The organism is Paenibacillus sp. ICGEB2008, from assembly GCF_000307675.1.
GTDB classification, from domain to species: Bacteria; Bacillota; Bacilli; order Paenibacillales; family Paenibacillaceae; genus Paenibacillus; species Paenibacillus polymyxa.
The window spans coordinates 74,025-97,035 of sequence record NZ_AMQU01000022.1; the positions used below are offsets into that span (position 1 = coordinate 74,025).

General features: G+C 45.1%; 18 protein-coding genes and 3 pseudogenes. 20 read left to right on the forward strand and 1 reads right to left on the reverse strand.

Translation table 11 applies throughout. The features are described from left to right. Positions 1 to 13 precede the first annotated feature (13 nt). From C400_RS0119475 to C400_RS0119490, 4 genes and pseudogenes are all read left to right on the forward strand, one after another. Positions 14 to 1,422, forward strand: a pseudogene (locus C400_RS0119475) (DUF342 domain-containing protein). Between the two features lie 81 nt (positions 1,423 to 1,503). Next, the gene (locus C400_RS0119480; RefSeq protein WP_017427934.1) at positions 1,504 to 1,824 is read left to right on the forward strand and encodes a hypothetical protein; all 321 of its coding nucleotides are present in this window, start codon (positions 1,504 to 1,506) and stop codon (positions 1,822 to 1,824) included. A gap of 41 nt (positions 1,825 to 1,865) precedes the next feature. After that, a complete protein-coding gene (locus C400_RS0119485; protein ID WP_017427935.1) occupies positions 1,866 to 2,390 on the forward strand; it encodes a DUF6115 domain-containing protein in 525 nt (174 codons plus the stop codon). Beyond that, entirely contained in the window at positions 2,387 to 3,034 is a 648-nt protein-coding gene (locus C400_RS0119490; protein ID WP_017427936.1) for an endolytic transglycosylase MltG, read from the forward strand. Before C400_RS0119485 ends, C400_RS0119490 begins: the two co-directional genes overlap by 4 nt. A gap of 341 nt (positions 3,035 to 3,375) precedes the next feature. On the opposite strand, the gene C400_RS28080 is transcribed toward C400_RS0119490, so the two are convergent. Next, the gene (locus C400_RS28080) at positions 3,376 to 3,615 is read right to left on the reverse strand and encodes a hypothetical protein (RefSeq protein WP_155764926.1); all 240 of its coding nucleotides are present in this window, start codon (positions 3,613 to 3,615) and stop codon (positions 3,376 to 3,378) included. A 614-nt stretch (positions 3,616 to 4,229) separates the two neighbouring features. Here C400_RS28080 and rpsB point away from each other — a divergent pair. The 16 genes and pseudogenes from rpsB (at position 4,230) to rbfA (ending at position 22,977) form a co-directional block, all read left to right on the forward strand. Continuing rightward, entirely contained in the window at positions 4,230 to 4,928 is a 699-nt protein-coding gene (gene rpsB / locus C400_RS0119500) for a 30S ribosomal protein S2 (protein ID WP_013309916.1), read from the forward strand. 132 nt (positions 4,929 to 5,060) lie between these two features. Next, positions 5,061 to 5,711, forward strand: a complete 651-nt coding sequence (gene tsf, locus C400_RS0119505) for a translation elongation factor Ts (RefSeq protein ID WP_013370709.1) — start codon at positions 5,061 to 5,063, stop codon at positions 5,709 to 5,711. Between the two features lie 120 nt (positions 5,712 to 5,831). Then, positions 5,832 to 6,560 carry a UMP kinase gene (gene pyrH, locus C400_RS0119510; RefSeq protein ID WP_017427938.1) on the forward strand — a complete coding sequence of 243 codons (729 nt, stop codon included), beginning with the start codon at positions 5,832 to 5,834 and terminating at the stop codon, positions 6,558 to 6,560. Beyond that, positions 6,560 to 7,114 carry a ribosome recycling factor gene (frr, locus tag C400_RS0119515; RefSeq protein WP_014599669.1) on the forward strand — a complete coding sequence of 185 codons (555 nt, stop codon included), beginning with the start codon at positions 6,560 to 6,562 and terminating at the stop codon, positions 7,112 to 7,114. Before pyrH ends, frr begins: the two co-directional genes overlap by 1 nt. A gap of 85 nt (positions 7,115 to 7,199) precedes the next feature. Continuing rightward, positions 7,200 to 7,968 (forward strand): annotated as a pseudogene (locus C400_RS0119520) (isoprenyl transferase). A gap of 17 nt (positions 7,969 to 7,985) precedes the next feature. After that, complete coding sequence (locus C400_RS0119525) at positions 7,986 to 8,777, forward strand: phosphatidate cytidylyltransferase (protein WP_016820975.1); 792 nt, start codon at positions 7,986 to 7,988, stop codon at positions 8,775 to 8,777. Between the two features lie 145 nt (positions 8,778 to 8,922). Next, positions 8,923 to 10,063 (forward strand): annotated as a pseudogene (locus C400_RS0119530) (1-deoxy-D-xylulose-5-phosphate reductoisomerase). A gap of 108 nt (positions 10,064 to 10,171) precedes the next feature. After that, entirely contained in the window at positions 10,172 to 11,443 is a 1,272-nt protein-coding gene (gene rseP / locus C400_RS0119535; protein WP_017427940.1) for an RIP metalloprotease RseP, read from the forward strand. Positions 11,444 to 11,493: 50 nt separating this feature from the next. Continuing rightward, positions 11,494 to 12,942: a proline--tRNA ligase gene (gene proS / locus C400_RS0119540; protein WP_016820978.1), complete on the forward strand. Its 1,449-nt coding sequence runs from the start codon at positions 11,494 to 11,496 to the stop codon at positions 12,940 to 12,942. 202 nt (positions 12,943 to 13,144) lie between these two features. Then, entirely contained in the window at positions 13,145 to 17,461 is a 4,317-nt protein-coding gene (locus C400_RS0119545; protein ID WP_017427941.1) for a PolC-type DNA polymerase III, read from the forward strand. A 314-nt stretch (positions 17,462 to 17,775) separates the two neighbouring features. Beyond that, positions 17,776 to 18,237 carry a ribosome maturation factor RimP gene (rimP, locus tag C400_RS0119550; protein ID WP_013370719.1) on the forward strand — a complete coding sequence of 154 codons (462 nt, stop codon included), beginning with the start codon at positions 17,776 to 17,778 and terminating at the stop codon, positions 18,235 to 18,237. A gap of 101 nt (positions 18,238 to 18,338) precedes the next feature. Continuing rightward, the gene (gene nusA / locus C400_RS0119555) at positions 18,339 to 19,436 is read left to right on the forward strand and encodes a transcription termination factor NusA (protein WP_016820980.1); all 1,098 of its coding nucleotides are present in this window, start codon (positions 18,339 to 18,341) and stop codon (positions 19,434 to 19,436) included. A 24-nt stretch (positions 19,437 to 19,460) separates the two neighbouring features. Continuing rightward, positions 19,461 to 19,769: an RNase P modulator RnpM gene (gene rnpM, locus C400_RS0119560; protein ID WP_007430067.1), complete on the forward strand. Its 309-nt coding sequence runs from the start codon at positions 19,461 to 19,463 to the stop codon at positions 19,767 to 19,769. Beyond that, positions 19,762 to 20,085 (forward strand): L7Ae/L30e/S12e/Gadd45 family ribosomal protein, encoded by a 324-nt coding sequence (locus C400_RS0119565; protein ID WP_007430068.1) that lies wholly within the window; start codon positions 19,762 to 19,764, stop codon positions 20,083 to 20,085. The genes rnpM and C400_RS0119565 overlap by 8 nt, the downstream gene beginning before the upstream one ends. Continuing rightward, on the forward strand, positions 20,078 to 22,606 hold the full coding sequence (gene infB, locus C400_RS0119570; RefSeq protein WP_017427942.1) for a translation initiation factor IF-2: 2,529 nt from the start codon (positions 20,078 to 20,080) through the stop codon (positions 22,604 to 22,606). Before C400_RS0119565 ends, infB begins: the two co-directional genes overlap by 8 nt. Positions 22,607 to 22,626: 20 nt before the next feature. Continuing rightward, entirely contained in the window at positions 22,627 to 22,977 is a 351-nt protein-coding gene (gene rbfA, locus C400_RS0119575) for a 30S ribosome-binding factor RbfA (RefSeq protein WP_013370723.1), read from the forward strand. Positions 22,978 to 23,011: the final 34 nt, after the last annotated feature.

Sequence of the window (23,011 nt, forward strand, 5' to 3'; positions counted from 1 at the left end):
AAGGAGCACCCATGTGGAGAAGCAGTATGCTTTGGATCAGTTTTTAAAAGTGGTTGTCTCACCTGACAAACAATCCGCCTACTTGGAGTTTGCCAAACGTGAAGAAGGCTTTGCCTGTTCTGTGGAAGAATTAGAACGTTTTCTAAGCAACCAAAAAATATCCTACGGTGTAATTACCGATGCAATCCGCACATTTGCGGCAAATCCGGAAGATCATTTCTTCGGGAAATTACTGATTGCTCAGGGAAAGCAGCCGATCCACGGTACAGACGGAAAAATTAATCTGGCCGATATTGTGACCGGGGAAGATGCACATAAGCCACTTGAAACTGTGGATGGACGGGTAGATTATAAAGAATTAACTCGTCTAAGAAATGTAAAACGTGGACAACTGATTGCCGAACGTGTGGATCCTCTGCCAGGTGCACCAGGGATTGCTGTAACCGGAGAGGAAATTCCTTTTCTTCCAGGTAAAGAGGCACGCTTTAAAGTTGGAAAAAATGTAGTGATCCATCCGGAAGGCGTTGCGATGTATGCGGCTATTGATGGTTTAGTGACTACAACTGAAAAGGGCAAGCTTAATGTGTTCCCTGTGTATGAAGTGAACGGGGATGTCGATTATAGCGTCGGTAACATCGATTTTGTTGGAACCGTCGTCATTCGCGGGAATGTCTTGACCGGTTTTCGCGTTCGGGCGGCTGGTGACATTCGTGTCATTGGCGGTGTGGAAGGCGCTGAAATTGAGGCAGATGGTTCAGTGGAAATCAGCGGCGGTATTATCGGATACCATAAAGGATTTGTGAAAGCTGCACAAAATGTGAAATGCTCGTTTATACAAGATGGTAACGTCATCGCGGGAGCCGATGTGCTTGTATCCCAGAGCATCATGCATTCCCAGATCAAAGCGAGTAATAATGTAATCTGCGAAGGCACAAAAGGCTTATCGTAGGGGGCAGTGTACAAGCTGGTAAAAAGGTAGTGGCTCGTACCGTCGGTAACACGATGTCCACAGCTACTAATATTGAAGTGGGTGTGCTTCCCGAACTGCGTGATGAACTGACAGAACTTCGCGCACGGTTGAAGCAACAGACAGACAGCCAGGATAAAACGAACAAAGCTCTTACAATATTGGATCAGCTAGCGGCTGCTGGACAGCTTGCACCTGACAGAATGGCTATGCGAATCAAGCTGACATCTACTAAAAAATCTAATGAACAGGAACTTTTGGAAACTAAGTCCAGAATGCTTGAAATAGAACGAACATTAGAAGATACGAGCCGCGCCCGGGTAGAAGTGAAAAATGTAATTTATGGTGGCTCTAAGATAGTTATCGGCAGATATACAAAATTTATTAAAGATTCTGTGGAAAGAATGGCGTTTTATTATCATGAGGGAGATATCAGCATGTCCTCCTACATGTAATTCATTACACTGATAATAATTCAATTTATTATATTTCTCGGTAGTCTGATACGGATGCCCAATCGGAAAGGGTGTGGTCCCATGAGCTTGAAGGCTGTTGAATTGCAAATTGCTGTACCTCGCACCAGTGAAGCAGGCAAATACCATAGTGAGTCCCAGCAGCGGCCAATGAATGACCAGGCATTACTTGGACAAAAGACTGCGCTGGAGACGGAGAACATGCGTCAGCGAAGCAGTGCCATAGATCAGTCTGCGGAAACATTCGTCGGGGAGAGGCAAACAGGTGAGCAGAGCAAAGATTCTTCCCAGCAGAGCCGCTCTCGCTCAGATGAGACTGAGCTGCCTAAGGAGCATCCGGCAGAGCATCCGTATAAGGGACATCATATTGATTTTTCGCTCTGATCCAATGGGTGGAGAAGCGTTATAAAAGGAGACGATGGGCAGTGGATCAACCATGGATTTATATTGTTCTGCTGGGAGCCGCAGCTGTTGTCTACGCCTGGCTTCTGCCAAAGCGCCAGCCAAGCCGGGGAACAGAAGAGGCCGTCGTTCAAAAGGTTGAGGCTACATTGGAGCAATATATGGCCGATATTGAAAACGATAATGACGAGCTGATTGAACTCGTATCTGGTATGAAGCAGGAGCATGCGGTTAAGCAGGCAGCATTACAGGAGCAAGTAGCTGAGCTTCGGAATCGTATTGTGGAGCTTGAGCGTCAGGCAATGCTTGCTACCGCCTCTATGCCAATCTCAGATTCAGAAGCTTCTTTTGTAACTTTAGAGGAGCAAACGGCATTGCAAGAGCCTCAAACTGAGCAGGAACAAGAGTCCATCCGAGATCGTTATCAAGAGTTGTTCGCGATGCATGAGCAAGGCAAGTCGGTGGATTATATAGCTAAGCAATCAGGCATCCAGCGGGGCGAAGTACAGCTCATATTACAACTCGCAGAACGGGAGGATGTGACATGATCAAAAACCGCTCATTTATGTTAGGCATGGGTACTGGTCTTATCATGGGGGCATTGCTGCTGCAGCTGGCAATAATTGGTCAGGGGCAGTCGCAGCAATCTTCGGCAGACCCGAAAAACATGACGCGAGAACAACTAGAAAAGGCAGCAGCCGAGTTAAATCTTCAGATCAGTGACAGTTCTGATCCGAAAATGACAGAAGAGGAATGGCGTAATAAGCTGATCAAGGAAGGCAACAAGACTCCAGTTGCACCTCAAAAGGCTAAACCAGCTCGAACGCCTTCAACACCTAAGGTACCTACAAACAGCACATCCTCGGCTGCTTCTAAGCCTTCGACCAGCACGTCGGTACCACAAAGTCCGAACAAGCCGGAAGCTCAAAGAACTGGCACTACAACTACTCCTAATATTCCCAAGCATCCTGCCCCCCCACAAGTGCAATATAGCATTGCATCAGGGAGTAATTTAAGAAGTGTGGCATCTGGATTGGAACGGGCAGGTGTCGTATCGGATGCTAGTGCATTTGAGGCAGCAGCTAAGGCTCAAAAAATCAATACCAAAATTCGTACAGGCACCTATCAGTTTGCTAAAGGTGAGGATTTCAGTTCTATTATTACTAAAATAACGAAAAAGCCGTCCAACTGACCTAATCAGGAAGAGGACGGCTTTTTATTTTTTTCAGTGCAAATAAAGTATTTTGTCAGTGTTTAGTTCAGAAGAGGGTGTGAACCGCCCCCCCATAGTTTATAACATAGCCTATTGCAATTCAGAGCTAGTGAACATAAAAAGACCCCTGAAGGATTCAAAGGTCATTTCCTGGCGGATTACACCATGGTGTATTGTTAAAACTATCCTCAATTTGGATCAATATTCAGATCTATCGGAGAGGGATATAAAATAAATTGAACACAAATTAACGCTATGAAATAATCGATAGCGGCATTGATGAATAAAAAACAATAAAACAATTCTATTCCTAATTTTCTCTATTCATCTTGTCCCGTATATCGGTGGATTCTCCGCTCTGGGTTATTATCCCATGCATCTGCACCATGGGTCTCGGAATGGGCTTCTCCATGATGCCGCTCAACACGCATGTTCTGAACTCTGCGCCTTGCCGCCTGGTGAGCCGAGTCACACCATTGACAACAGCGGCTCAGCAAGTTGTCCTCTCGTTCGCGGTCGCAGGCCTGACGGGTTATCTGACGTCGCAAATCGCTTCCCACACCGCAAATGCGGGAGCGGACGCGAATCCGTTGAATGCTGTCGTCGCAGGTTACGGCGATACGTTCTTCCTGTCCGCGTGCCTAACGACTGCGGGTGTAGCTCTGTCGCTCCTTCTGCGTAAACCGCAGCAGCAGGAAGAAGAAGGTACCGTCGGCGGGGACAGCTAGGACCCAGCGATGATGGTGCACTAATCGGGAATTGGTACCGATTTCGATCGTGTGTAAAAAGCCTTGGCCGTTAGTCGGTCATGGCTTTTTAATGTACGCCCAGCATGGCGCCATCTATATAAGAAAGACTTGAACAGATGCGGCTAACAGGGCACATATTGGAACTATCTGTCCGTTCAATGCAGTGCGAGAGTCTAACACTTTATTTTCACAAACATTTTTCTAAGAAGCCAGGCAGATGGAAGTGTACAGGCCGCTTTGTACACCGTTTCAATTATTGTCGAAAAGCTGGTTGCAACGCTGCAAGTGTTATGGTATATTAATTGACGGTGTTAAAAACGCACGTCGGTTAATTTTATAAAGGGTGCTTCTAATAGGAAGTCTTTATAAAAAATGATGTCGGCGGAGGACACACAAAAAAAACCAAACTTAGGAGGTGCGTGAAGATGGCAGTAATCTCCATGAAACAGCTTTTGGAAGCTGGGGTTCACTTTGGTCACCAAACACGTCGCTGGAACCCGAAAATGGATCGTTATATCTTCACTGAAAGAAACGGTATTTACATCATTGACTTGCAAAAGACAGTGAAAAAGGTTGAGGAAGCTTACAACTTCGTAAAAAGCATTGCAGCTGAGAATGGTACAATTCTGTTCGTAGGCACGAAGAAACAAGCGCAAGATTCTGTTAAAGAAGAAGCAGCACGCGCTGGTCAATTCTACATCAACCAACGTTGGTTGGGTGGTACACTGACTAACTTCCAAACCATTCAAAAACGTATTGATCGTTTGAAACAATTGGAAGCTTGGGAAGAAGATGGTACATTTGCTGTTCTTCCTAAAAAAGAAGTTATCATTCTTCGCAAAGAAAAAGATCGTCTTGAAAAATTCTTGGGCGGTATCAAGAACATGAAGGGCCTTCCAAGTGCTCTGTTCATCATTGATCCGCGCAAAGAACGTATCGCGGTTGCTGAAGCTCGCAAATTGGGTATCCCAATCGTGGGTATCGTTGATACAAACTGCGATCCAGACGAAATCGACTATGTTATCCCAGGTAATGACGACGCGATCCGCGCTGTTAAATTGCTGACAGGTAAAATGGCTGATGCAGTTATGGAAGCTAACCAAGGCGAAGAAACTACAGCATAATATTTCCAAACGGAAATACCTATACGAATTAAATGAAAAGGGTGGTTGGTAGGTGGAAAACCTCTCACTACCCTTTTTTTAAGGAATAAAGCTCGCATATACCACTGAAAATCAAATTTGGAGGGAAATAATATGGCAGTTAATGCTAGCGCAGTAAAAGAGCTTCGTGAAAAAACAGGCGCAGGAATGCTGGATTGTAAAAAAGCGCTTGAAGAAGCAAATGGTGATTTGACAAAAGCGGTTGAAGTTCTACGTGAAAAAGGACTTGCAGCTGCAGCCAACAAAGCAGGCCGTATTGCTACTGAAGGCGTTGTTGAATCCTACATCCATGCTGGCGGCCGTATCGGCGTACTGGTAGAAGTAAACTGCGAAACAGACTTCGTGGCGAAAACTGACCAGTTCAAAGATTTTGTTCGTGACATTGCAATGCATATCGCTGCATCGAACCCTCGTTATGTTCGTCGCGAAGAAGTGCCTCAGGAAGAGATTGAAAAAGAAAAAGAAATCCTGAAAGCACAAGCTTTGAACGAAGGTAAACCAGAAAAAATCGTTGAAAAAATGGTTGAAGGCCGCATCGGTAAATTCTATGAAGAATTCTGCTTGCTGGAGCAATCTTTCATTAAAGATCCAGACAAAACGATTTCCACACTGATCAACGAGAAAATCAGTACGATTGGTGAAAACATCTCCGTACGTCGCTTTGTTCGTTTCGAACTGGGTGAAGGTCTGGAGAAAAAAGAAGACAACTTCTACGAAGAAGTTATGTCTCAAGTGAAACAATAATTACCAACGATCGGTAATTGCATATGAATAAACAGAAATGGAACACATCGGTGTTCCTTTTCTTGCAACAGGACACCTATCCTGTTACATAAAGAATATATGAAATTGGAGGGTGATCATTTGGATAAACCTGTGTTTAAACGTGTTGTTCTGAAAGTTAGTGGGGAGTCGCTGTCAGGTCCTAACGGTTACGGTATTGATGCGGATACTATTGCGTCGATTGCTGAGCAAGTCAAGGACGTGGTGGAACTAGGAGTAGAAGTTGCTATTGTGTGCGGAGGCGGTAATATCTGGCGTGGTATTGCTGGAAGTGCCAATGGGATTGACCGGGCAACGGCAGATTACATGGGTATGCTCGCAACCGTGATGAACTCACTGGCTTTACAGGATGCTTTGGAACAAATTGAAGTGCCTACGCGTGTACAAACATCCATAGCGATGCAACAGATTGCAGAACCTTACATCCGCCGTAGAGCTATCCGTCATCTGGAAAAAGGTCGGGTCGTAATTTTTGCTGCAGGTACGGGTAATCCGTTCTTCTCGACTGATACTACAGCTGCTCTACGTGCCGCTGAGATCGAAGCAGAAGTGATTCTGATGGCTAAAAATAAAGTAGATGGTGTGTACTCCGCCGATCCGTTTAAAGATAGCACAGCTGAAAAATATGAGCAGCTTACGTATTTGGATGTGCTTAACAAAAATCTCGGTGTCATGGATTCTACAGCTTCCTCGCTGTGCATGGATAACAATATTCCGTTGATTGTCTTTGCTATTACAGAGCAAGGTAACATTAAACGTGTCGTACTGGGTGAAAAAATTGGTACGATCGTCAAAGGGAGTGTAAATTAATGCCACAATCTGTGAAAAAGAGCGCTGAAGAGCGCATGCAAAAAGCAATCCAGGCATTGCAACGTGATCTTGCATCTTTGCGTGCAGGACGGGCAACACCAGCATTACTGGACCGTGTGCAGGTTGAATATTACGGCGCAATGACTCCAGTCAATCAGCTGGCGAATATCAATACACCTGACAGTCGGACCTTGATGATTCAGCCTTGGGACAAATCTTCTTTGGCTGATATCGAGCGTGCTATCCAAAAATCCGATTTAGGTTTGACGCCTTCGAATGATGGTAACACCATTCGTCTGAGTATTCCTGCTTTAACGGAGGAGCGCAGAACTGATTTGGTGAAGCTGACGAAAAAGAGCGGTGAAGAAGCAAAAATCGCTATTCGTAACATTCGTCGTGATGCAAATGATGATATCAAAAAAATGGAGAAAAGTGATATTTCCGAGGACGAATCTCGTAAGCATCAGGAAGATATCCAGAAGACGACTGACAAGTTTATCGCTGAAGTAGATAAAGTTTTAGCTGCAAAAGAAAAAGAAATTATGGAAGTTTAAAAAGATTGGCAGCCCCTCCCTTACGGTGGGGTTTGTCTCTTTTCAAGCCTGAGGCACATTTTCAGAGAATGCTGGAGGAACTGGAATGATCAAACGGGTTCGGTCTTGGTGGAACGGGGAACAAAAACAGCAAACACCGGCCATTTCAAAAGACAATATTCCGCAGCATGTTGCTGTCATCATGGATGGGAACGGCAGATGGGCCAAACGGATTGGAATGCCGCGGATTGTAGGGCATCAAAATGGAATGAAGGCAGTGAAACGCACAGCAATTGCAGCGGATGAACTGGGTATTAAGTATTTAACTTTATTTGCTTTTTCAACTGAGAATTGGACACGTCCAAAGGACGAAGTTGATTTTCTAATGAAACTGCCTCAAGAATTTTTGGCAATTGAGCTGGATGAGCTAGTTGAAAAAAAATGTGCAAGTGCGTATGATGGGAAACAAGGAGCATTTACCTTCTCATACCGTTGAAGCGCTGACTGAAGCGACTCGACGTACCGAAAATAATACCGGACTTGTACTTAATTTTGCATTAAATTATGGCAGTCGGTTGGAGATCACAGAATGCATGCAAGCATTGGGCCGTCAAATTGAGGATGGAAAGCTGAAGCCGGAAGATATAACATCTGAGCTAATTGGCAACACGTTGCTTTCTACGGGTATGCCAGATCCTGATTTATTGATTCGAACAAGCGGGGAGCTTAGACTCAGTAATTTTATGCTTTGGCAGCTTGCTTACAGTGAACTGTGGTTTACTGATATTTATTGGCCCGAGTTTAAGAAAGAGCACTTATACGAAGCAGTGATCGAATATCAGAAAAGATCACGACGGTATGGCGGACTGAAGTAAATGGAGGATGAAAGCCGTTGAGACAGAGATTAATTACCGGTATTCTGGCAGGCATATTCTTTTTGGCAATGGTCCTGTGGGGCGGCTTGGCCTACCATTTGCTTATATTGGTGATGGCCCTAATCGGATTTTATGAGTTCGCTCGAATGACGCAGGTATCTCCTTTTGGAGGTACAGCAATACTTGGCTACGTAAGCATATTAGCATTTGTATTCCCATATCAACCTTTGGGTTTGCATTCACCGCTACCCTTTGCCAGTTTGCTCTGGTTGGTAATGATAGTGTTTATGATGATCACAGTAGGAACGAAAAATAAAATCCCGATTCAAACGGTAGCTATACTATTTCTTGGTACTGTATATATAGGATTTGGATTTTCGTATATTGCGGAATCACGTCATATGGAACATGGACTGTTATGGACTTTTTTGTTGTTGTCTTGTATTTGGGCAAGCGATGCAGGGGCATATTTTGTAGGCAAAATGGCAGGGAAGACGAAGCTATGGCCTGCGATTAGTCCAAATAAAACGGTCGAAGGGTCCATTGGCGGAGTTGTTTTAGCGCTGGTTATAGCTCTGGTATTCGCTGGTTTGTCAGGTGGACTGTTACCCTGGGGTAAAGCCTTCGGCATCGGTTTGTCATGTGCTGTTGTAGGACAACTGGGCGATTTGGTACAATCTGCATACAAACGAGTGTACGGCATCAAAGATTCTGGTAATCTGCTGCCAGGGCACGGTGGTATACTAGACCGCTGCGACAGCTGGATTGTCGTTTTTCCATTTGTACATATGCTGATGCTGCTTCCATAAGCCTGGTGATTACAACTTATGCTGAGGATCAACCTTTATACTGTTAGCCTTGCGCTATTAGAAGGATAAAATCAGCTCCATAGTTGCCTGGATAACAAACAATGAGCTCCTGATAAAAGTGATTTTCAGGATAGGAAGGTGCATCATGAAAAGAATTACGGTACTTGGTTCAACCGGATCTATTGGAACTCAAACGTTGGATGTGGTGTCCATGCACCCAGATCAGTTCACTGTTGAGGCTTTAGCAGGTGGCTCCAATATAAAGTTGCTTGCTGAGCAAGCGCGTCTCTATCATCCCAAAAAAAGTGTCTGTCGGTACTCAGCAGTTAGCGGATGAAATTCGTCCTTTACTGCCTTCTGGAATCGAACTACACTGGGGAAATGAAGGACTCGTTGAGCTGGCCGCGAACACAGAGGCGGATATGGTTGTGACAGCTGTAATGGGCAGTGTCGGATTGCACTCCACGCTGGCCGCGATTGAGGCTGGAAAACAGATCGGTTTGGCCAATAAGGAAACACTGGTTACGGCTGGTCATCTGGTCACAGCGCGGGCTCGGGCGAAAGGAGTGCCGTTGCTGCCGATTGACAGTGAGCATTCAGCTATTTTCCAATGCTTGAATGGTGAGCGTATGAAAGATGTGGCACATATTACCCTCACAGCATCAGGCGGTTCTTTTCGAGATTTGACAAGAGAACAGCTGCGTGAAGTTACCGTGGAAGATGCACTTAAGCATCCTAATTGGTCAATGGGGGCCAAAATTACAATTGATTCAGCAACGATGGTAAACAAAGGGCTGGAAGTCATCGAGGCACATTGGTTGTTCGGGCTTAGCTATGAGCAGATCCATGTGCTGCTTCATCCGGAAAGCATTATTCACTCCTACGTCGAGTTTCAAGATACAAGCATTGTTGCTCAACTTGGGAACCCTGACATGAGAGTACCCATTCAATATGCATTAACTTATCCTGAGCGGATGAAGTCTCCGGCAAAGCCTCTGTCATTGGCTGAAGTGGGCAAACTCCACTTTAAGGAAATGGATTTTAATCGTTTTCCTTGTTTAAGGCTTGCCTTCGAATGTGGTAAAATGGGTGGTACAGCACCGACCGCTTTTAATGCTGCTAATGAGATTGCTGTTGCTCGTTTCTTACGTGGAGAAATTTCTTTTCTGCATATTGAAGCGATTATTGAACAGGTGCTAGAACAGCATGTCAATATGGCTGATCCTGATTTGTCTGCGATTGAAACTTGTGACCGCGAGACTCGTAGTATAGCTTCGAAGTTGTAGGTTAATGTTGGGGTCAAGAAACGAATTGTGATTCTCTTGTGCGGGTTCGGAGAATAATGATAATCTAGGAAGACAAACTCGATCTCATTGAAAGGGGAACGGAAACGATTGGAAACGATTCAAATAGTGTTGATGACGGTGCTCATGTTTTTCGTCATAGTGACGGTGCATGAATGGGGGCATTATTATTTTGCCAAACGCGCCGGGATTCTGGTACGGGAGTTTGCGATCGGTTTCGGTCCGAAACTGTTCTCTTATAAAAGAAACGAGACACGATTTACGCTACGGTTGCTGCCGTTCGGTGGTTTTGCACGTATGGCGGGAGAAGATCCGGAGGTCAATGAAATTGAAACCGGACAAACGATTGCTGTACGCGTGACAGATGGCGTCGTTAAGACCATCTATTTGGACCAACTGGATAACCGCAAGAATGTAGTGCGCGGTGAAGTGTTGGAGATTGATCTGGAACAAGCGTTAACTGTAAAATTGGATGTGGATGGCGAAGATCAGCAATACACTGTACACCCACAAGCGATGATGGTAACCAAAGGACAATCCATTCAAATTGCACCGAAGGATCGACAGTATGGGAGTAAAACAGTAGGACAGCGTGCGATGGCTATATTTGCTGGACCCCTGATGAATTTTATTCTTGCCTTTATTCTGTTTGGTTTGCACATCCAGATGGTCGGCATACAAGTGGACAACCCGACGTATGTCCAAATTAGTGAAATTACAGCAGGTATGCCAGCTGCTGAAGCTGATTTGCATAAGGGAGATATCATCGAATCGGTGAACGGAGTTGCAATTGGTGCGAATGTTGAAAACATGATCAAACTGATTGCGGATTCTCAAGACAAGCCGATGAAGTGGACAGTTCGCCGTGATGATAAAACCTTTGATCTTACGATTACACCTCGTGCAATGGAAGGACAAAAGGGTGGCAAGGTGGGCATTGTGCCTGAACTTCCAAAACGTCAAGCTGGTGTAGGGGAAACATTCAAATTTGCCGGACAATCCATGGTCAGAACGACAGATATTATTTTTCAAGGATTTAGCCAGCTTATCCAACGTTTTTCTATCAATGACCTGGGAGGCCCCGTACGTACTTTTGAAGTGACCGGACAAATCGCTAAGCAAGGCATTGAGCAGTTGACATATTGGACTGCGATCATGAGTCTTTATCTGGGGATATTCAATCTACTGCCTATTCCGGCGTTGGATGGAAGTAGACTTGTTTTCCTTGGTGTTGAGGCGGTAAGAGGACGTCCTGTTGATCCGAGCAGGGAAGGAATGGTCCATTTCGTTGGTTTTGCTATGCTATTCCTGCTAATGATTGCGGTCACGTATAACGATATTTTACGCTTAATTAATGGTTAATTAGAGACGGTCATTATAAAAATGGTCTGTATGGGAGGACATGCATTTCTATGTCGAACGATAAACAGTTTGTCGAGGAAATCACGCCGCAGAGCGAAGATTTTTCCCGATGGTATATTGATGTTATTAAAAAAGCAGAACTGATGGATTACTCGCCAGTTCGCGGGTGTATTGTATTCCGTCCCGATGGTTTTGAGATTTGGGAGCACATTAAGGAAGCTATGGATGTGCGTTTCAGAGAAACGGGACATCGCAATGCTTATTTTCCAATGTTTATCCCAGAAAGCTTTTTCCAAAAAGAAAAAGAGCATGTGGAGGGATTTAATCCTGAACTGCCATGGGTGACTGAGGCTGGTGGGGAAAAGCTGGAAGAGCGTCTTGCAATCCGTCCAACTTCGGAAACCATGATCGGTCATATGTACTCGAAATGGATTCAATCCTATCGTGACCTGCCTGTGCTAATTAACCAATGGGCTAATGTGGTGCGTTGGGAAAAACGTACGTTGCCTTTCTTGCGCACAAGTGAATTTTTGTGGCAAGAAGGTCACACAGCACATGAAACAGAAGAAGAAGCACGTGAAGAAACGATGAAAATGCTGGAAGTTTATCGTGAGGTCATCGAGGAAGTTCTAGCTATTCCGGTTATTACTGGACAGAAAACACCTTCTGAAAAGTTTGCAGGTGCGAAGGATACATTTTCACTGGAAGCGATGATGAAAGATGGACGAGCGGTACAAGCTGGAACATCCCACTATATGGGGACTAATTTTGCCGTTGCATTTGACATTAAATATTTGAGCCGTGAAAACAACCTGGAATTCGCGCATACGACTTCATGGGGAACAAGTACACGTTTGATCGGTGCATTGATTATGGTCCATGGAGATGACCGTGGTCTTGCACTGCCTCCTAAGGTGGCACCTACGCAGGTTATTATGGTTCCTATTGGACCACCTAAGAAACGTGATGCAGTTATCGCTCGTGCAGATGAATTGTTTGCCGAGTTGAAACAAGCGGGTGTCCGTGTTAAAATGGACGACCGCAGCGATGTAAGTCCAGGCTGGAAGTTTAATGAATATGAAATGCGTGGTGTACCGGTTCGTCTGGAAATCGGCCCTCGTGATATGGAAAACGGTGTCTGTGTGCTCGTATCCCGTATCAGCGGCGAGAAAAAGATTGTCCAACAGGACAATCTGCTTGAAGAAGTACACGCGATGCTCGCACAGGTACAACAAGAGATGTTTGACCGTGCAAAGAACTTCATGGAAGAAAACTTCTATTCCGTCGATACATTGGATGAGATGAAGACTCTCATGGAAGAGAAACGTGGCTTTACTTTGGCTGGTTGGTGCGGATCTGAAGAATGTGAAGACAAAGTTAAAGAAGTGACAGGCGCTACAAGCCGTAACATACCGTTTAAAACAACCGAGCAAAAGACAACATGTTTGTGCTGTGGCAAACCAGCCAAGCATACAGTAGTGTTCGCACGGGCGTACTAATAAAGAAGAGCAATACCCTATACTCACTTCATTCTCTTCGCCAACAGGAATAGCTGTTACGGATTAATATTCCGGACTACTATCTATATTATTGTGATGAGGGTTGAAGAAGGCTACGAAAAGCTTTTGCGGTCGGAGATGTTTTAGACGCAGAAGCTTTTCATGTTTTCAGAAAGGTAGATTGGAAATCGGGGGGAGAGCCATGGGCGGAGCTGAAGAAAAGAGAAAGCGGCTGGAGCTGCTAATGAAGCAGGTTGTAATGCCGGCAGGAGTGGTGGATCCTTATTTTTTGGACGGTTGGATCGATCAGGTTGAGATTAGCCGTACCAACAAGGATTGGAATATCACTATTGCCAAGGAGACACTGGTCCCCGCTCAGGTGTATCGTACGTTCTGTATTCAAGTACAGGAAAAAATGAGTCATATCGCTAAAATCACATTCCGCTTTCAGTACAGTGAGCAGGTTCAACCTGGTGATATTATCGGTGAATACTGGAAGCTTTTTTTAGAGTGGGTGCACCGTGAAATTCCATCTGTTAACGGTTGGATGAACCGGGCTGTGCATGAGTGGGAAGACGGTCTATTATTACTAACAATGAGCGATAGTATGTCATTGGAACTAGCGCGTAAAAAGCAGATAGATCAAGCTATTATTAAGTTTTACGATAAATATTTCGGGCTCTCTATGCGTATTAAAGTTCAGGTGGGTGAAAGTAACCAGGAGGCATTACAGGAATTCCAGGAAAAGAAAATGCAGGAAGAACGCGAAGTCATTCAGCAGATGATGGAAAGTATGGAAGCTGAAATGCCGCCTTTGGAAGAAGAAGAAGGGGACGTGCGGCTTCAATTTGGTTATGACATCAAAGAACCCGCTATTCCGATGCAAGAGATTCAGGACGAAGAGAAGAAAGTCACCCTACAAGGAACAATCTTCGGTTTGGACAGTAAAGAATTGCGCAATGGCAGTACGTTGTTTACGTATTATTTGACAGACTTTAGTGATTCCTTGCAAATGAAAATGTTTGCTAAAACTAAAGAAGATCTAAAAATTCTCAGTCTGTTGGCTAACGGTAAATGGGTCAAAGTGCGGGGACGAGTTGAATATGACCGTTTTATGCAAATTCCTGAGCTGGTTATGATTCCTTCCGATCTAGTTGAAGTACAGGCTCCACCCGGACGTAAGGATAATGCAGCGGAAAAACGGGTTGAGTTTCATCTACACACAAAGATGAGCGCCATGGATGCTGTCGCCTCGATTGATCAATATGTCAAAACAGCCGCCAAATGGGGGCACAAAGCGATTGCGGTCACAGATCATGGCGGTGTGCAATGCTACCCTGATGCTGCTAAGGCTGCAAAGAAGAACGGCATTAAAATGATCTACGGCATTGAGGCCAATGTAGTTAATGATGCTGTCGAGGTTGTAATGCAGGCACAGCCTTTAAATTTGAAAACAGCGACTTATGTCGTTTTTGATATTGAAACCACCGGTTTGTCAGTTACACAAAATAAAATCATTGAGATTGCTGCTGTTAAAATGCATGAGGGCAAGGAAATTGATCGTTATGCAACCTTTGTCAATCCGCATGAACGTATACCCTACAACATTCAGCAACTGACCAACATTAACGATGAAATGGTCAAGGATGCGCCGGATGTCGAACCTGTTATAAAGGAGTTCGTAGCTTTTGCTGGTGATGCAGTATTGGTTGCTCATAATGCGCGGTTTGATGTCGGCTTTATCCAGGCCACTCTTCGAAAGATGGGTTTGCCCGAAATGACCAATCCGGTGCTGGATACGCTGGAACTGGCTCGTTTGCTGTTTCCTACGTTGAAAAATCACCGTCTGAACACACTGACTACTAAATATAAAGTCGCGTTGGAAAGCCATCACCGGGCTATTGATGATACAGTTGCGTTGGCAGAAGTGTTAAACGGACTACTAAACGATGCAGAGCAAATTAAGGGTTTTAAAATGCTCGACCGCTTGAATGATTATGTGGGAAAGGACCTATCGACTGTTCGTCCTTTCCACTGCTGCATTTATGCTCTCAATCCGGTTGGTAAAAAAAATCTGTACAAGCTGGTTTCTATGTCTCATACCGAATATTTCAAGCGTGTGCCTTGTATTCCTAAATCGAAATTGTCTGAGATGAGAGACGGATTGCTTATTATTTCTGGCTGCGAAAAAGGAGAATTCTTCGAGGCCGTGTTAAACAAGTCCGAGGAAGAAGCCGAGGAGATTGCACAGTTTTATGATGTGTTGGAAATTCAACCTTTGACGATGTATATGCATCTGGTGGAAAAGCAACTGGTAAGCGGGCCTGATGCACTAAAAACGGCCATACGTAAAGTATGCGAAATAGGAAAACGTCTTGATAAGCCCGTGATTGCTACAGGCAATGTTCACTATTTGGAAACTCGCGATAAGCTGTACCGTGATATTACCATTCACGGCATTACTGGATTTAGCCCGCTAAAGGATATCCGAAAGCCAGATGCTCATTTACGTACAACGGATGAAATGCTGGCAGAGTTCGAGTTTTTGGGTGAGGAAAAAGCGTATGAAGTTGTTGTGACAAATACTAGCGAGCTGGCAGAGCGTTTTGAAGAACTGGAACTGTTCCCTGACAAGCTTTTTACGCCATTACTGGACGGAGCAGATGAGGAAATTCGCAATACATGCTATGAGACGGCTCGATCCATTTATGGTGAATCCTTACCTGAGGTTGTTGTAGCTCGCCTTGAAAAAGAATTGGAACCTATTATTAAATACGGTTTCTCCGCTAACTATCTCATTTCTGAACGTCTGGTTAAAAAGTCTAACCAGGATGGATACTTGGTAGGTTCACGGGGGTCTGTTGGTTCTTCTGTAGTTGCTACTTTTCTCGGTATTTCTGAGGTAAATCCGCTGCCCGCCCATTATATTTGCGGTAATTCTGACTGTAAACACAGCGAATGGTTTTTGGATGGAAGTGTTCCAAGCGGTTTTGACTTGCCAGATAAAAACTGTCCAAATTGCGGTGGCAAGCTCAAGGGTGAGGGGCAGGATATACCTTTTGAAACGTTCCTCGGTTTTAAAGGAGATAAAGTTCCCGATATTGACTTGAACTTCTCTGGTGAATATCAACCTGTTGCCCATAATTATACGAAAGTATTGTTTGGTGAAAAAAGCGTTTTCCGTGCAGGAACTATTGGTACAGTAGCTGAGAAAACGGCGTTTGGATTTGCCAAAAAATATGAAGAGGCACATCATAAAAAATGGCGCGGAGCCGAGCTGAACAGGCTGGCTTCTGGTTGTACGGGTGTAAAACGTAGTACCGGACAGCATCCGGGCGGGATCGTTGTTGTTCCTGATTATATTGAGGTCGAGGACATTACACCAGTACAGTATCCGGCTGATGATACGAGCTCGGAATGGAAAACGACGCATTTTGATTATCACGCTTTTGATGCGAACTTACTCAAGCTCGATATTCTGGGCCATGATGATCCGACCATGATGAGAATGCTTCAGGATTTGACCGGGGTTGACCCTACGACCATTCCAATGAATGACCCCAAGGTGATGAGCATGTTCAACTCCACGGAGGCACTCGGTGTAACACCGCAGCAAATCCGCACGCCTGTTGCCACCTATGGTGTACCAGAGATGGGGACCAAATTTGTACGCCAGATGCTGGTAGAGTCGCAGCCGAGTTCTTTTGCCGATTTACTGCAAATATCCGGTTTGTCTCACGGTACGGGTGTATGGCTGGGGAACGCACAAGAGTTGATTAAAAATAATACATGTAACATCAAGACCGTAATTGGTTGTCGGGATGATATTATGCTGTTTTTGATTTACAAGGCGGGGATGGATGCAGGTCTGGCCTTTAAAATTACGGAGAGCGTACGTAAAGGTAAAGGGCTTAGTGCCGAATGGATTGAAGAAATGAAAAAATGCAAGGTGCCGCAGTGGTACATTGATTCCTGTCTAAAAATCCAGTACATGTTTCCGAAGGCGCATGCTGCAGCCTATGTTATTTCAGCAGTGCGTACAGCGTATTTCAAGCTGTATCATCCGATCGAGTATTATGCAACTTACTTCTCAGTACGTGCGGCCGATTTTGATATTGATCTGTGCTGTCAAGGGTATGATGCGATTGCACGGAAGATTGTCGAAATTGAGCAGCTTGGTTTTCAGGCTCCACCTAAAGAAAAAGGGATGCTTCCAATTCTGGAGATGGCTTTGGAAATGACGGCTCGCGGGTTTAGTTTTAAATCTATTGATTTGTACCGTTCCGAAGCTACTCGTTTCAAAGTGGACGGGGACTCGCTCATTCCTCCGTTCGGAGCTCTTCAGGGTATTGGAGATAATGCAGCACGTAACATCGCAGCGGCCCGTGAACAGGGTGAATTTTTGTCCGTTGAGGATTTTCAACAGAAATCGAAGGCTAGTAAAACCATTGTCGAAATGCTGTCCCAAATGGGTTGCTTTCGAGGTCTGCCAGAGAGTAATCAGCTGTCTCTGTTTTAATCTGAACCACAGTAGTCAAGCTCTGGCACTTGTCACATAACTACGGTTATGTTATAATTTTTTTGGTAATCATGGAGATAAAACCGTTGCTAAAAGAGTGGGGAAACCCACTCTTTACTGTTTGATATACAGGTACAACGTGAAAAAAGGTTATTTTTGGGCAGGCAACCGGTACGCCGGTTTATTTGCAGTGAGCCCAAAATGAACATTACATCAAATGAAAATGAAAATGCCGGTGATGGAGAAGCATTGCCCACAGTAAGAGGGTATCTCTTTTTCACCACAGGAAAGTTCACTTTTGGAGGTTATAATCTTTGAGCACACCAAAGATCAAATCAGTAGTAGAAGAAATGGCCCAACCTTACCTCGATGAGCATGGTTTTGAACTGGTCGATGTCGAGTATGTCAAAGAGGGTAGCAATTGGTTTCTTCGCGTTTTTGTAGATAAAGACGGAGGAATTGATCTGGACGACTGTAGTATGATCAGTGAATATTTGGGTCAAAAGCTGGATGAAAATGACCCTGTTTCTACAGCATATTTTCTGGAAGTGTCTTCACCAGGCGCCGAAAGACCGCTGAAAAAAGCGGAGGATGTCACTAAAGCGGTAGGCAAAAACGTATTCGTTACTACATACGAGCCGATTAACGGTCTGAAGGAATTCGAAGGCCGTTTGCTTTCTTTTGAAGATGGGGAACTTACCGTCCAAAGCGGACAAAAGAAGCATACCATACCTTATGACAAGGTAGCTGGTGCAAGGCTCGCGATCATATTTTAATTCAGATTTGATTGTTGCTGTTTGACATGTACTACATGTTTTTTGCCTCGTGTGCCGACCAGTACGCAGGTGCCATCATTTGAAAGGGGGAGCAGTAATCCATGAGTATGGATTTTATTGAAGCAATGAACGAGTTGGAAAGAGAAAAGGGGATCAGTAAGGACGTGCTGTTTGAGGCCATTGAAGCAGCCCTGATTTCCAGCTACAAACGGAATTTCAATACCGCACAAAACGTGCGTGTTGATATGAACCGCAACTCGGGAGTCATTAAGGTATATGCCCGCAAGCTGATCGTTGAGGAGGTATTGGACCCTCGCACCGAGATTTCGTTGCCAGCAGCCCGTGAGATCAACCCACATTTTCAGTTGGAGGATATCGCTGAAATTGAAGTCACACCACGTGATTTTGGACGGATTGCTGCACAAACAGCGAAGCAGGTTGTGACTCAGCGCATTCGCGAAGCGGAACGGGGATTGATCTACAACAAGTTTGTGGACAAGGAAGAGGATATTGTAACAGGAACTGTACAGCGCCAAGACCCACGTAATATTTATATTGATCTTGGCAAGGTGGAAGCAGTTCTTCCGTTGAGCGAGCTGATGCCTAATGAGAAATTCAACCATTTGGATCGGATTAAGGCTTATATTACCAAGGTGGAGAACACAACCAAAGGACCGCAAATTATGCTGTCCCGATCACATCCGGGTCTGCTTAAGCGTTTGTTCGAACTCGAAGTACCTGAAATTTTTGACGGTGTTGTAGAGATTCGTTCCGTAGCGCGTGAAGCAGGCTTCCGTTCTAAGATCGCAGTTCATTCTCGTAACGCCGAGGTTGATCCAGTAGGTTCTTGTGTGGGACCAAGAGGAACGCGGGTGCAGACCATTGTAAACGAGCTGCGTGGCGAAAAAATCGACATTGTACGCTATTCTGATAATGTTGATGAATACGTGGCTAATGCTTTGAGTCCGTCCAAGGTGCTTGAAGTACAGGTATTTGAAGAAGAGAAAATGGCTCGCGTTATAGTACCTGATTATCAACTTTCTCTAGCTATTGGTATCAAAGGGCAAAATGCTCGCCTTGCTGCTAAGCTTACTGGCTGGAAAATTGATATTAAGAGTGAAACACAGGCGGAGGAAGAGCTCGGCAGACCGAGAACATCCACCGATGAAATGCATCAGGATTCCGTTTCTGTAGATTAAGCGGAGTGTAGGGGGGGTTAATGCATGAAACAGAGAAAGATACCTTTGCGCAAATGTGTCGCCTGTCATGAAATGATGCCAAAGAAACAGTTAATCCGTGTCGTCAAAACCCCTGAAGACGAAGTGTTGATTGACTTGACTGGCAAAAAGTCGGGACGCGGCGCTTACTTGTGCGGCAAAGCCGCCTGCTTCAAGCTGGCTCAAAAGAGCAAGGCACTGGATCGAGCATTGAAGCACTCGGTCCATCCTGATATTTATGAGCAGCTAAGTCGTGATTTTGCTGCCGTCGAGGAAGAATTCCTGGCGGCACAAGGCAGCGTGCAGGATGAATAAGGCGCTGTCTGGATTGGGGCTTGCCATGAGAGCTGGCAAGCTGCTAACAGGTGATGAGATCGTTTATAAAGCGATCAGGTCTTCAGAAGCCAAGCTGGTCATTCTTGCGAAAGATGCTTCAATGAATACTCAAAAGAAATTCCGCGACAAATGCGGGACGTACAAAATCCCCTTATTGATAGGATTTGACCGGGAAAGCTTGGGAAGCAGCATCGGCAAACCTGAACGGGTCGTGCTGGCTGTGACGGATCAAGGATTCGCGAAATTGATCATGAAACATGCGGGGATAATGTCGGAGGTGGAGTATATTGAGTAAACAAGAAAGCAAAGACAAAGTGCGGGTATACGAATACGCCAAATCGTTGAACATGAGCAGCAAAGAAATTATCACCATTCTTAAACGGCTGGATATTCCCGTAAACAACCATATGAGCGTCATGGAACATGATGCCGTAGGTAAAGTGGAAAACTTTTTTAAGAATATTAAATCCAATGCTGCGGTCAAGCAAGGCGAAGCAGGCACGGCGCAAGTAAGCTCGAATCAGACCGGTTCAAGCCAGAATAGTAATCATTCAACGGAGCAAACCAAAAATCAACAGGAAAAGCAGGTAAGTATGAATAGGACAAACAACAACCAAAACAGTAACCGAAGTAGCGCTCCAAAAGCGCAAAGCAGTCAGCAGGGCGGTCAAAACCGCAGTCAACAAGGTTCTAGTAGACCAAGCGGCCAGCAAGGCACTCAGAACCGCAGTAATGGTCAACAGCAGGGAGGACAACAGCGTACCGGTAGCAATAACACAGGTTCGCGTCCTCAGGGAAGCAGCCAGGGTGGTGCGGCAGTAAGAACTTCTTCTTCCGCAGGAAGCAACAATTCCAACCGCAGTGGTGGCAACCGTACAGGTGGTAACTCCAACAACAGCGGTAACCGTTTCGGTCAAGGACGTTTTGACGATAACCGTCAAGGCGGAGGACGGGGTGGTAACGGTGGCCGTGGAGGCAACAACCGCGGTGGAAACAATCGTGGCGGCAAATTCAACAACCGTGGTAAAGGTCAACAACAGGAGCGTCGCGAGAAAATCGACAACACGCCTAAGAAAATTATTGTGCGTGGTGAGATGACTGTTGGTGAAACAGCCAAGCTTCTTCATAAGGATGCGTCAGAAGTCATCAAGAAGCTAATTATGCTCGGAACAATGGCGACCATCAACCAAGAACTGGATATGGATACCATTCTCTTGCTTGCTGGTGACTTTGGCGTCGAGGTAGAAGTGAAAATCCCAGTGGAAGAAGATCGTTTTGAAACTGTGGAAGAAAATGATGATCCAGCGGATTTGAGAACACGTCCACCGGTTGTAACCATTATGGGTCACGTCGATCATGGTAAAACAACTTTGCTGGATGCCATTCGCTCCACGAATGTAACAGGTGGCGAAGCTGGTGGTATTACACAGCACATTGGTGCATACCAAGTTGAAATTAACAGCAAAAAAATCACTTTCTTAGATACACCGGGTCACGAAGCCTTTACCGCTATGCGTGCACGTGGTGCTCAAGTAACAGATATGACGATTATTGTGGTTGCAGCTGATGACGGTGTTATGCCACAAACGGTTGAAGCCATTAGCCATGCAAAAGCAGCAGGTCTACCAATAATCGTTGCTGTAAACAAGATCGACAAACCGGATGCCAACCCGGACAAAGTAAAGCAGGAACTTACAGAATATGAATTGGTGCCCGAAGAGTGGGGCGGCGATACAATTTTCGTTAACGTTTCCGCTAAACAAAGAATGGGTCTGGAAGACTTGCTCGAAATGATCCTGCTCGTAGCTGAAGTGAATGAGTACAAAGCGAACCCTGATAAACGGGCACGTGGTACTATTATTGAGGCTGAGCTGGATAAAGGTCGCGGTTCTGTAGCCCGTATTCTCGTTCAAAACGGGACACTGAAAGTCGGCGACGCATTCGTAGCAGGTAACTGCTTCGGACGTGTACGTGCCATGGTCAACGATAAAGGCCGTCGTCTTAAGGAAGCAGGTCCTTCCACACCAGTTGAAATTACTGGTTTGACAGAAGTTCCACTTGCAGGCGATCCGTTCATGGTGTTCGAGGATGAGCGTAAAGCTCGTGCTATCGCTGATAAACGTGCGATTACACAACGTCAATCCGATCTGGGCAGTAATACCCGCGTAACGCTGGATGACCTGTTCCAACACATCAAGGATGGCGAGATGAAGGATCTGAATGTCATTATTAAGGGTGACGTACAAGGTTCTGTCGAAGCGCTGAAAGGCTCCTTGAACAAGATTGAAGTTGAAGGTGTACGCGTCAAAATCCTTCACAGTGGTGCAGGTGCAATCACTGAATCCGATATTATTTTGGCTGCGGCATCCAATGCCATTGTTATTGGCTTTAACGTTCGTCCTGATAATCAGGCGAAGTCTACAGCAGAAGCTGAAAAAGTGGACATTCGTCTACATCGCGTCATTTACAATGTCATTGAAGAAATCGAGCAGGCTATGAAAGGCATGCTGGACCCTGAATATAAAGAAAATGTGATTGGTCACGCTGAAGTTCGTAACGTGTTTAAAGTTACTAAAGTCGGTACGATTGCTGGTTGTATGGTAACGTCTGGTAAAATTACTCGTTCAGCAGAAGCACGTCTGGTCCGTGACGGTATCGTTATTTTTGAAGGTAAAATCGACTCACTGAAACGCTTTAAGGACGACGCAAAAGAAGTTGCCCAAGGTTACGAATGTGGTATCACCCTTGATGGTTATAATGATGTTAAGGAATCCGACATTATTGAAGCGTTCGTCATGGAAACAGTGGAGCGCTAACGGCAGAGAGGTGAACACCCATGGCTAAAATACGTACAGGTCGAGTTGGCGAACAGATTAAGAAAGAACTAAGCCTACTCATACAGACCGAATTAAAAGACCCACGTATCGGTTTTATTACGGTGACTGGTGTCGATGTCACAAACGATTTGTCCCAAGCGAAAGTATACTTGAGCGTACTTGGAGATGAAGAACAAAAAACTTCTTCTCTAAAGGCGCTGGACAAAGCGAACGGTTATCTTCGTTCTGAACTTGGCAAACGGATACGGCTTCGCCATATTCCTGAGCTGATTTTCAAAATTGACGAATCTATTGCTTATGGCAGCCGAATTGAAAAGCTGTTGAGTGATATCGACAAGGATGAGAAATAGGGATTTTTGTTAGTCTGAAGAACCATAACTGAAT

What these genes read in the sequence shown, in the direction of transcription:
- C400_RS0119480 (WP_017427934.1), top strand. Translation starts at nt 1,504, where the DNA reads ATGAGCTTGAAGGCTGTTGAATTGCAAATTGCTGTACCTCGCACCAGT.
- C400_RS0119490 (WP_017427936.1), top strand. Translation starts at nt 2,387, where the DNA reads ATGATCAAAAACCGCTCATTTATGTTAGGCATGGGTACTGGTCTTATC.
- rpsB (WP_013309916.1), top strand. Translation starts at nt 4,230, where the DNA reads ATGGCAGTAATCTCCATGAAACAGCTTTTGGAAGCTGGGGTTCACTTT.
- tsf (WP_013370709.1), top strand. Translation starts at nt 5,061, where the DNA reads ATGGCAGTTAATGCTAGCGCAGTAAAAGAGCTTCGTGAAAAAACAGGC.
- frr (WP_014599669.1), top strand. Translation starts at nt 6,560, where the DNA reads ATGCCACAATCTGTGAAAAAGAGCGCTGAAGAGCGCATGCAAAAAGCA.
- proS (WP_016820978.1), top strand. Translation starts at nt 11,494, where the DNA reads ATGTCGAACGATAAACAGTTTGTCGAGGAAATCACGCCGCAGAGCGAA.
- C400_RS0119545 (WP_017427941.1), top strand. Translation starts at nt 13,145, where the DNA reads ATGGGCGGAGCTGAAGAAAAGAGAAAGCGGCTGGAGCTGCTAATGAAG.
- nusA (WP_016820980.1), top strand. Translation starts at nt 18,339, where the DNA reads ATGAGTATGGATTTTATTGAAGCAATGAACGAGTTGGAAAGAGAAAAG.
- rnpM (WP_007430067.1), top strand. Translation starts at nt 19,461, where the DNA reads ATGAAACAGAGAAAGATACCTTTGCGCAAATGTGTCGCCTGTCATGAA.
- C400_RS0119565 (WP_007430068.1), top strand. Translation starts at nt 19,762, where the DNA reads ATGAATAAGGCGCTGTCTGGATTGGGGCTTGCCATGAGAGCTGGCAAG.
- rbfA (WP_013370723.1), top strand. Translation starts at nt 22,627, where the DNA reads ATGGCTAAAATACGTACAGGTCGAGTTGGCGAACAGATTAAGAAAGAA.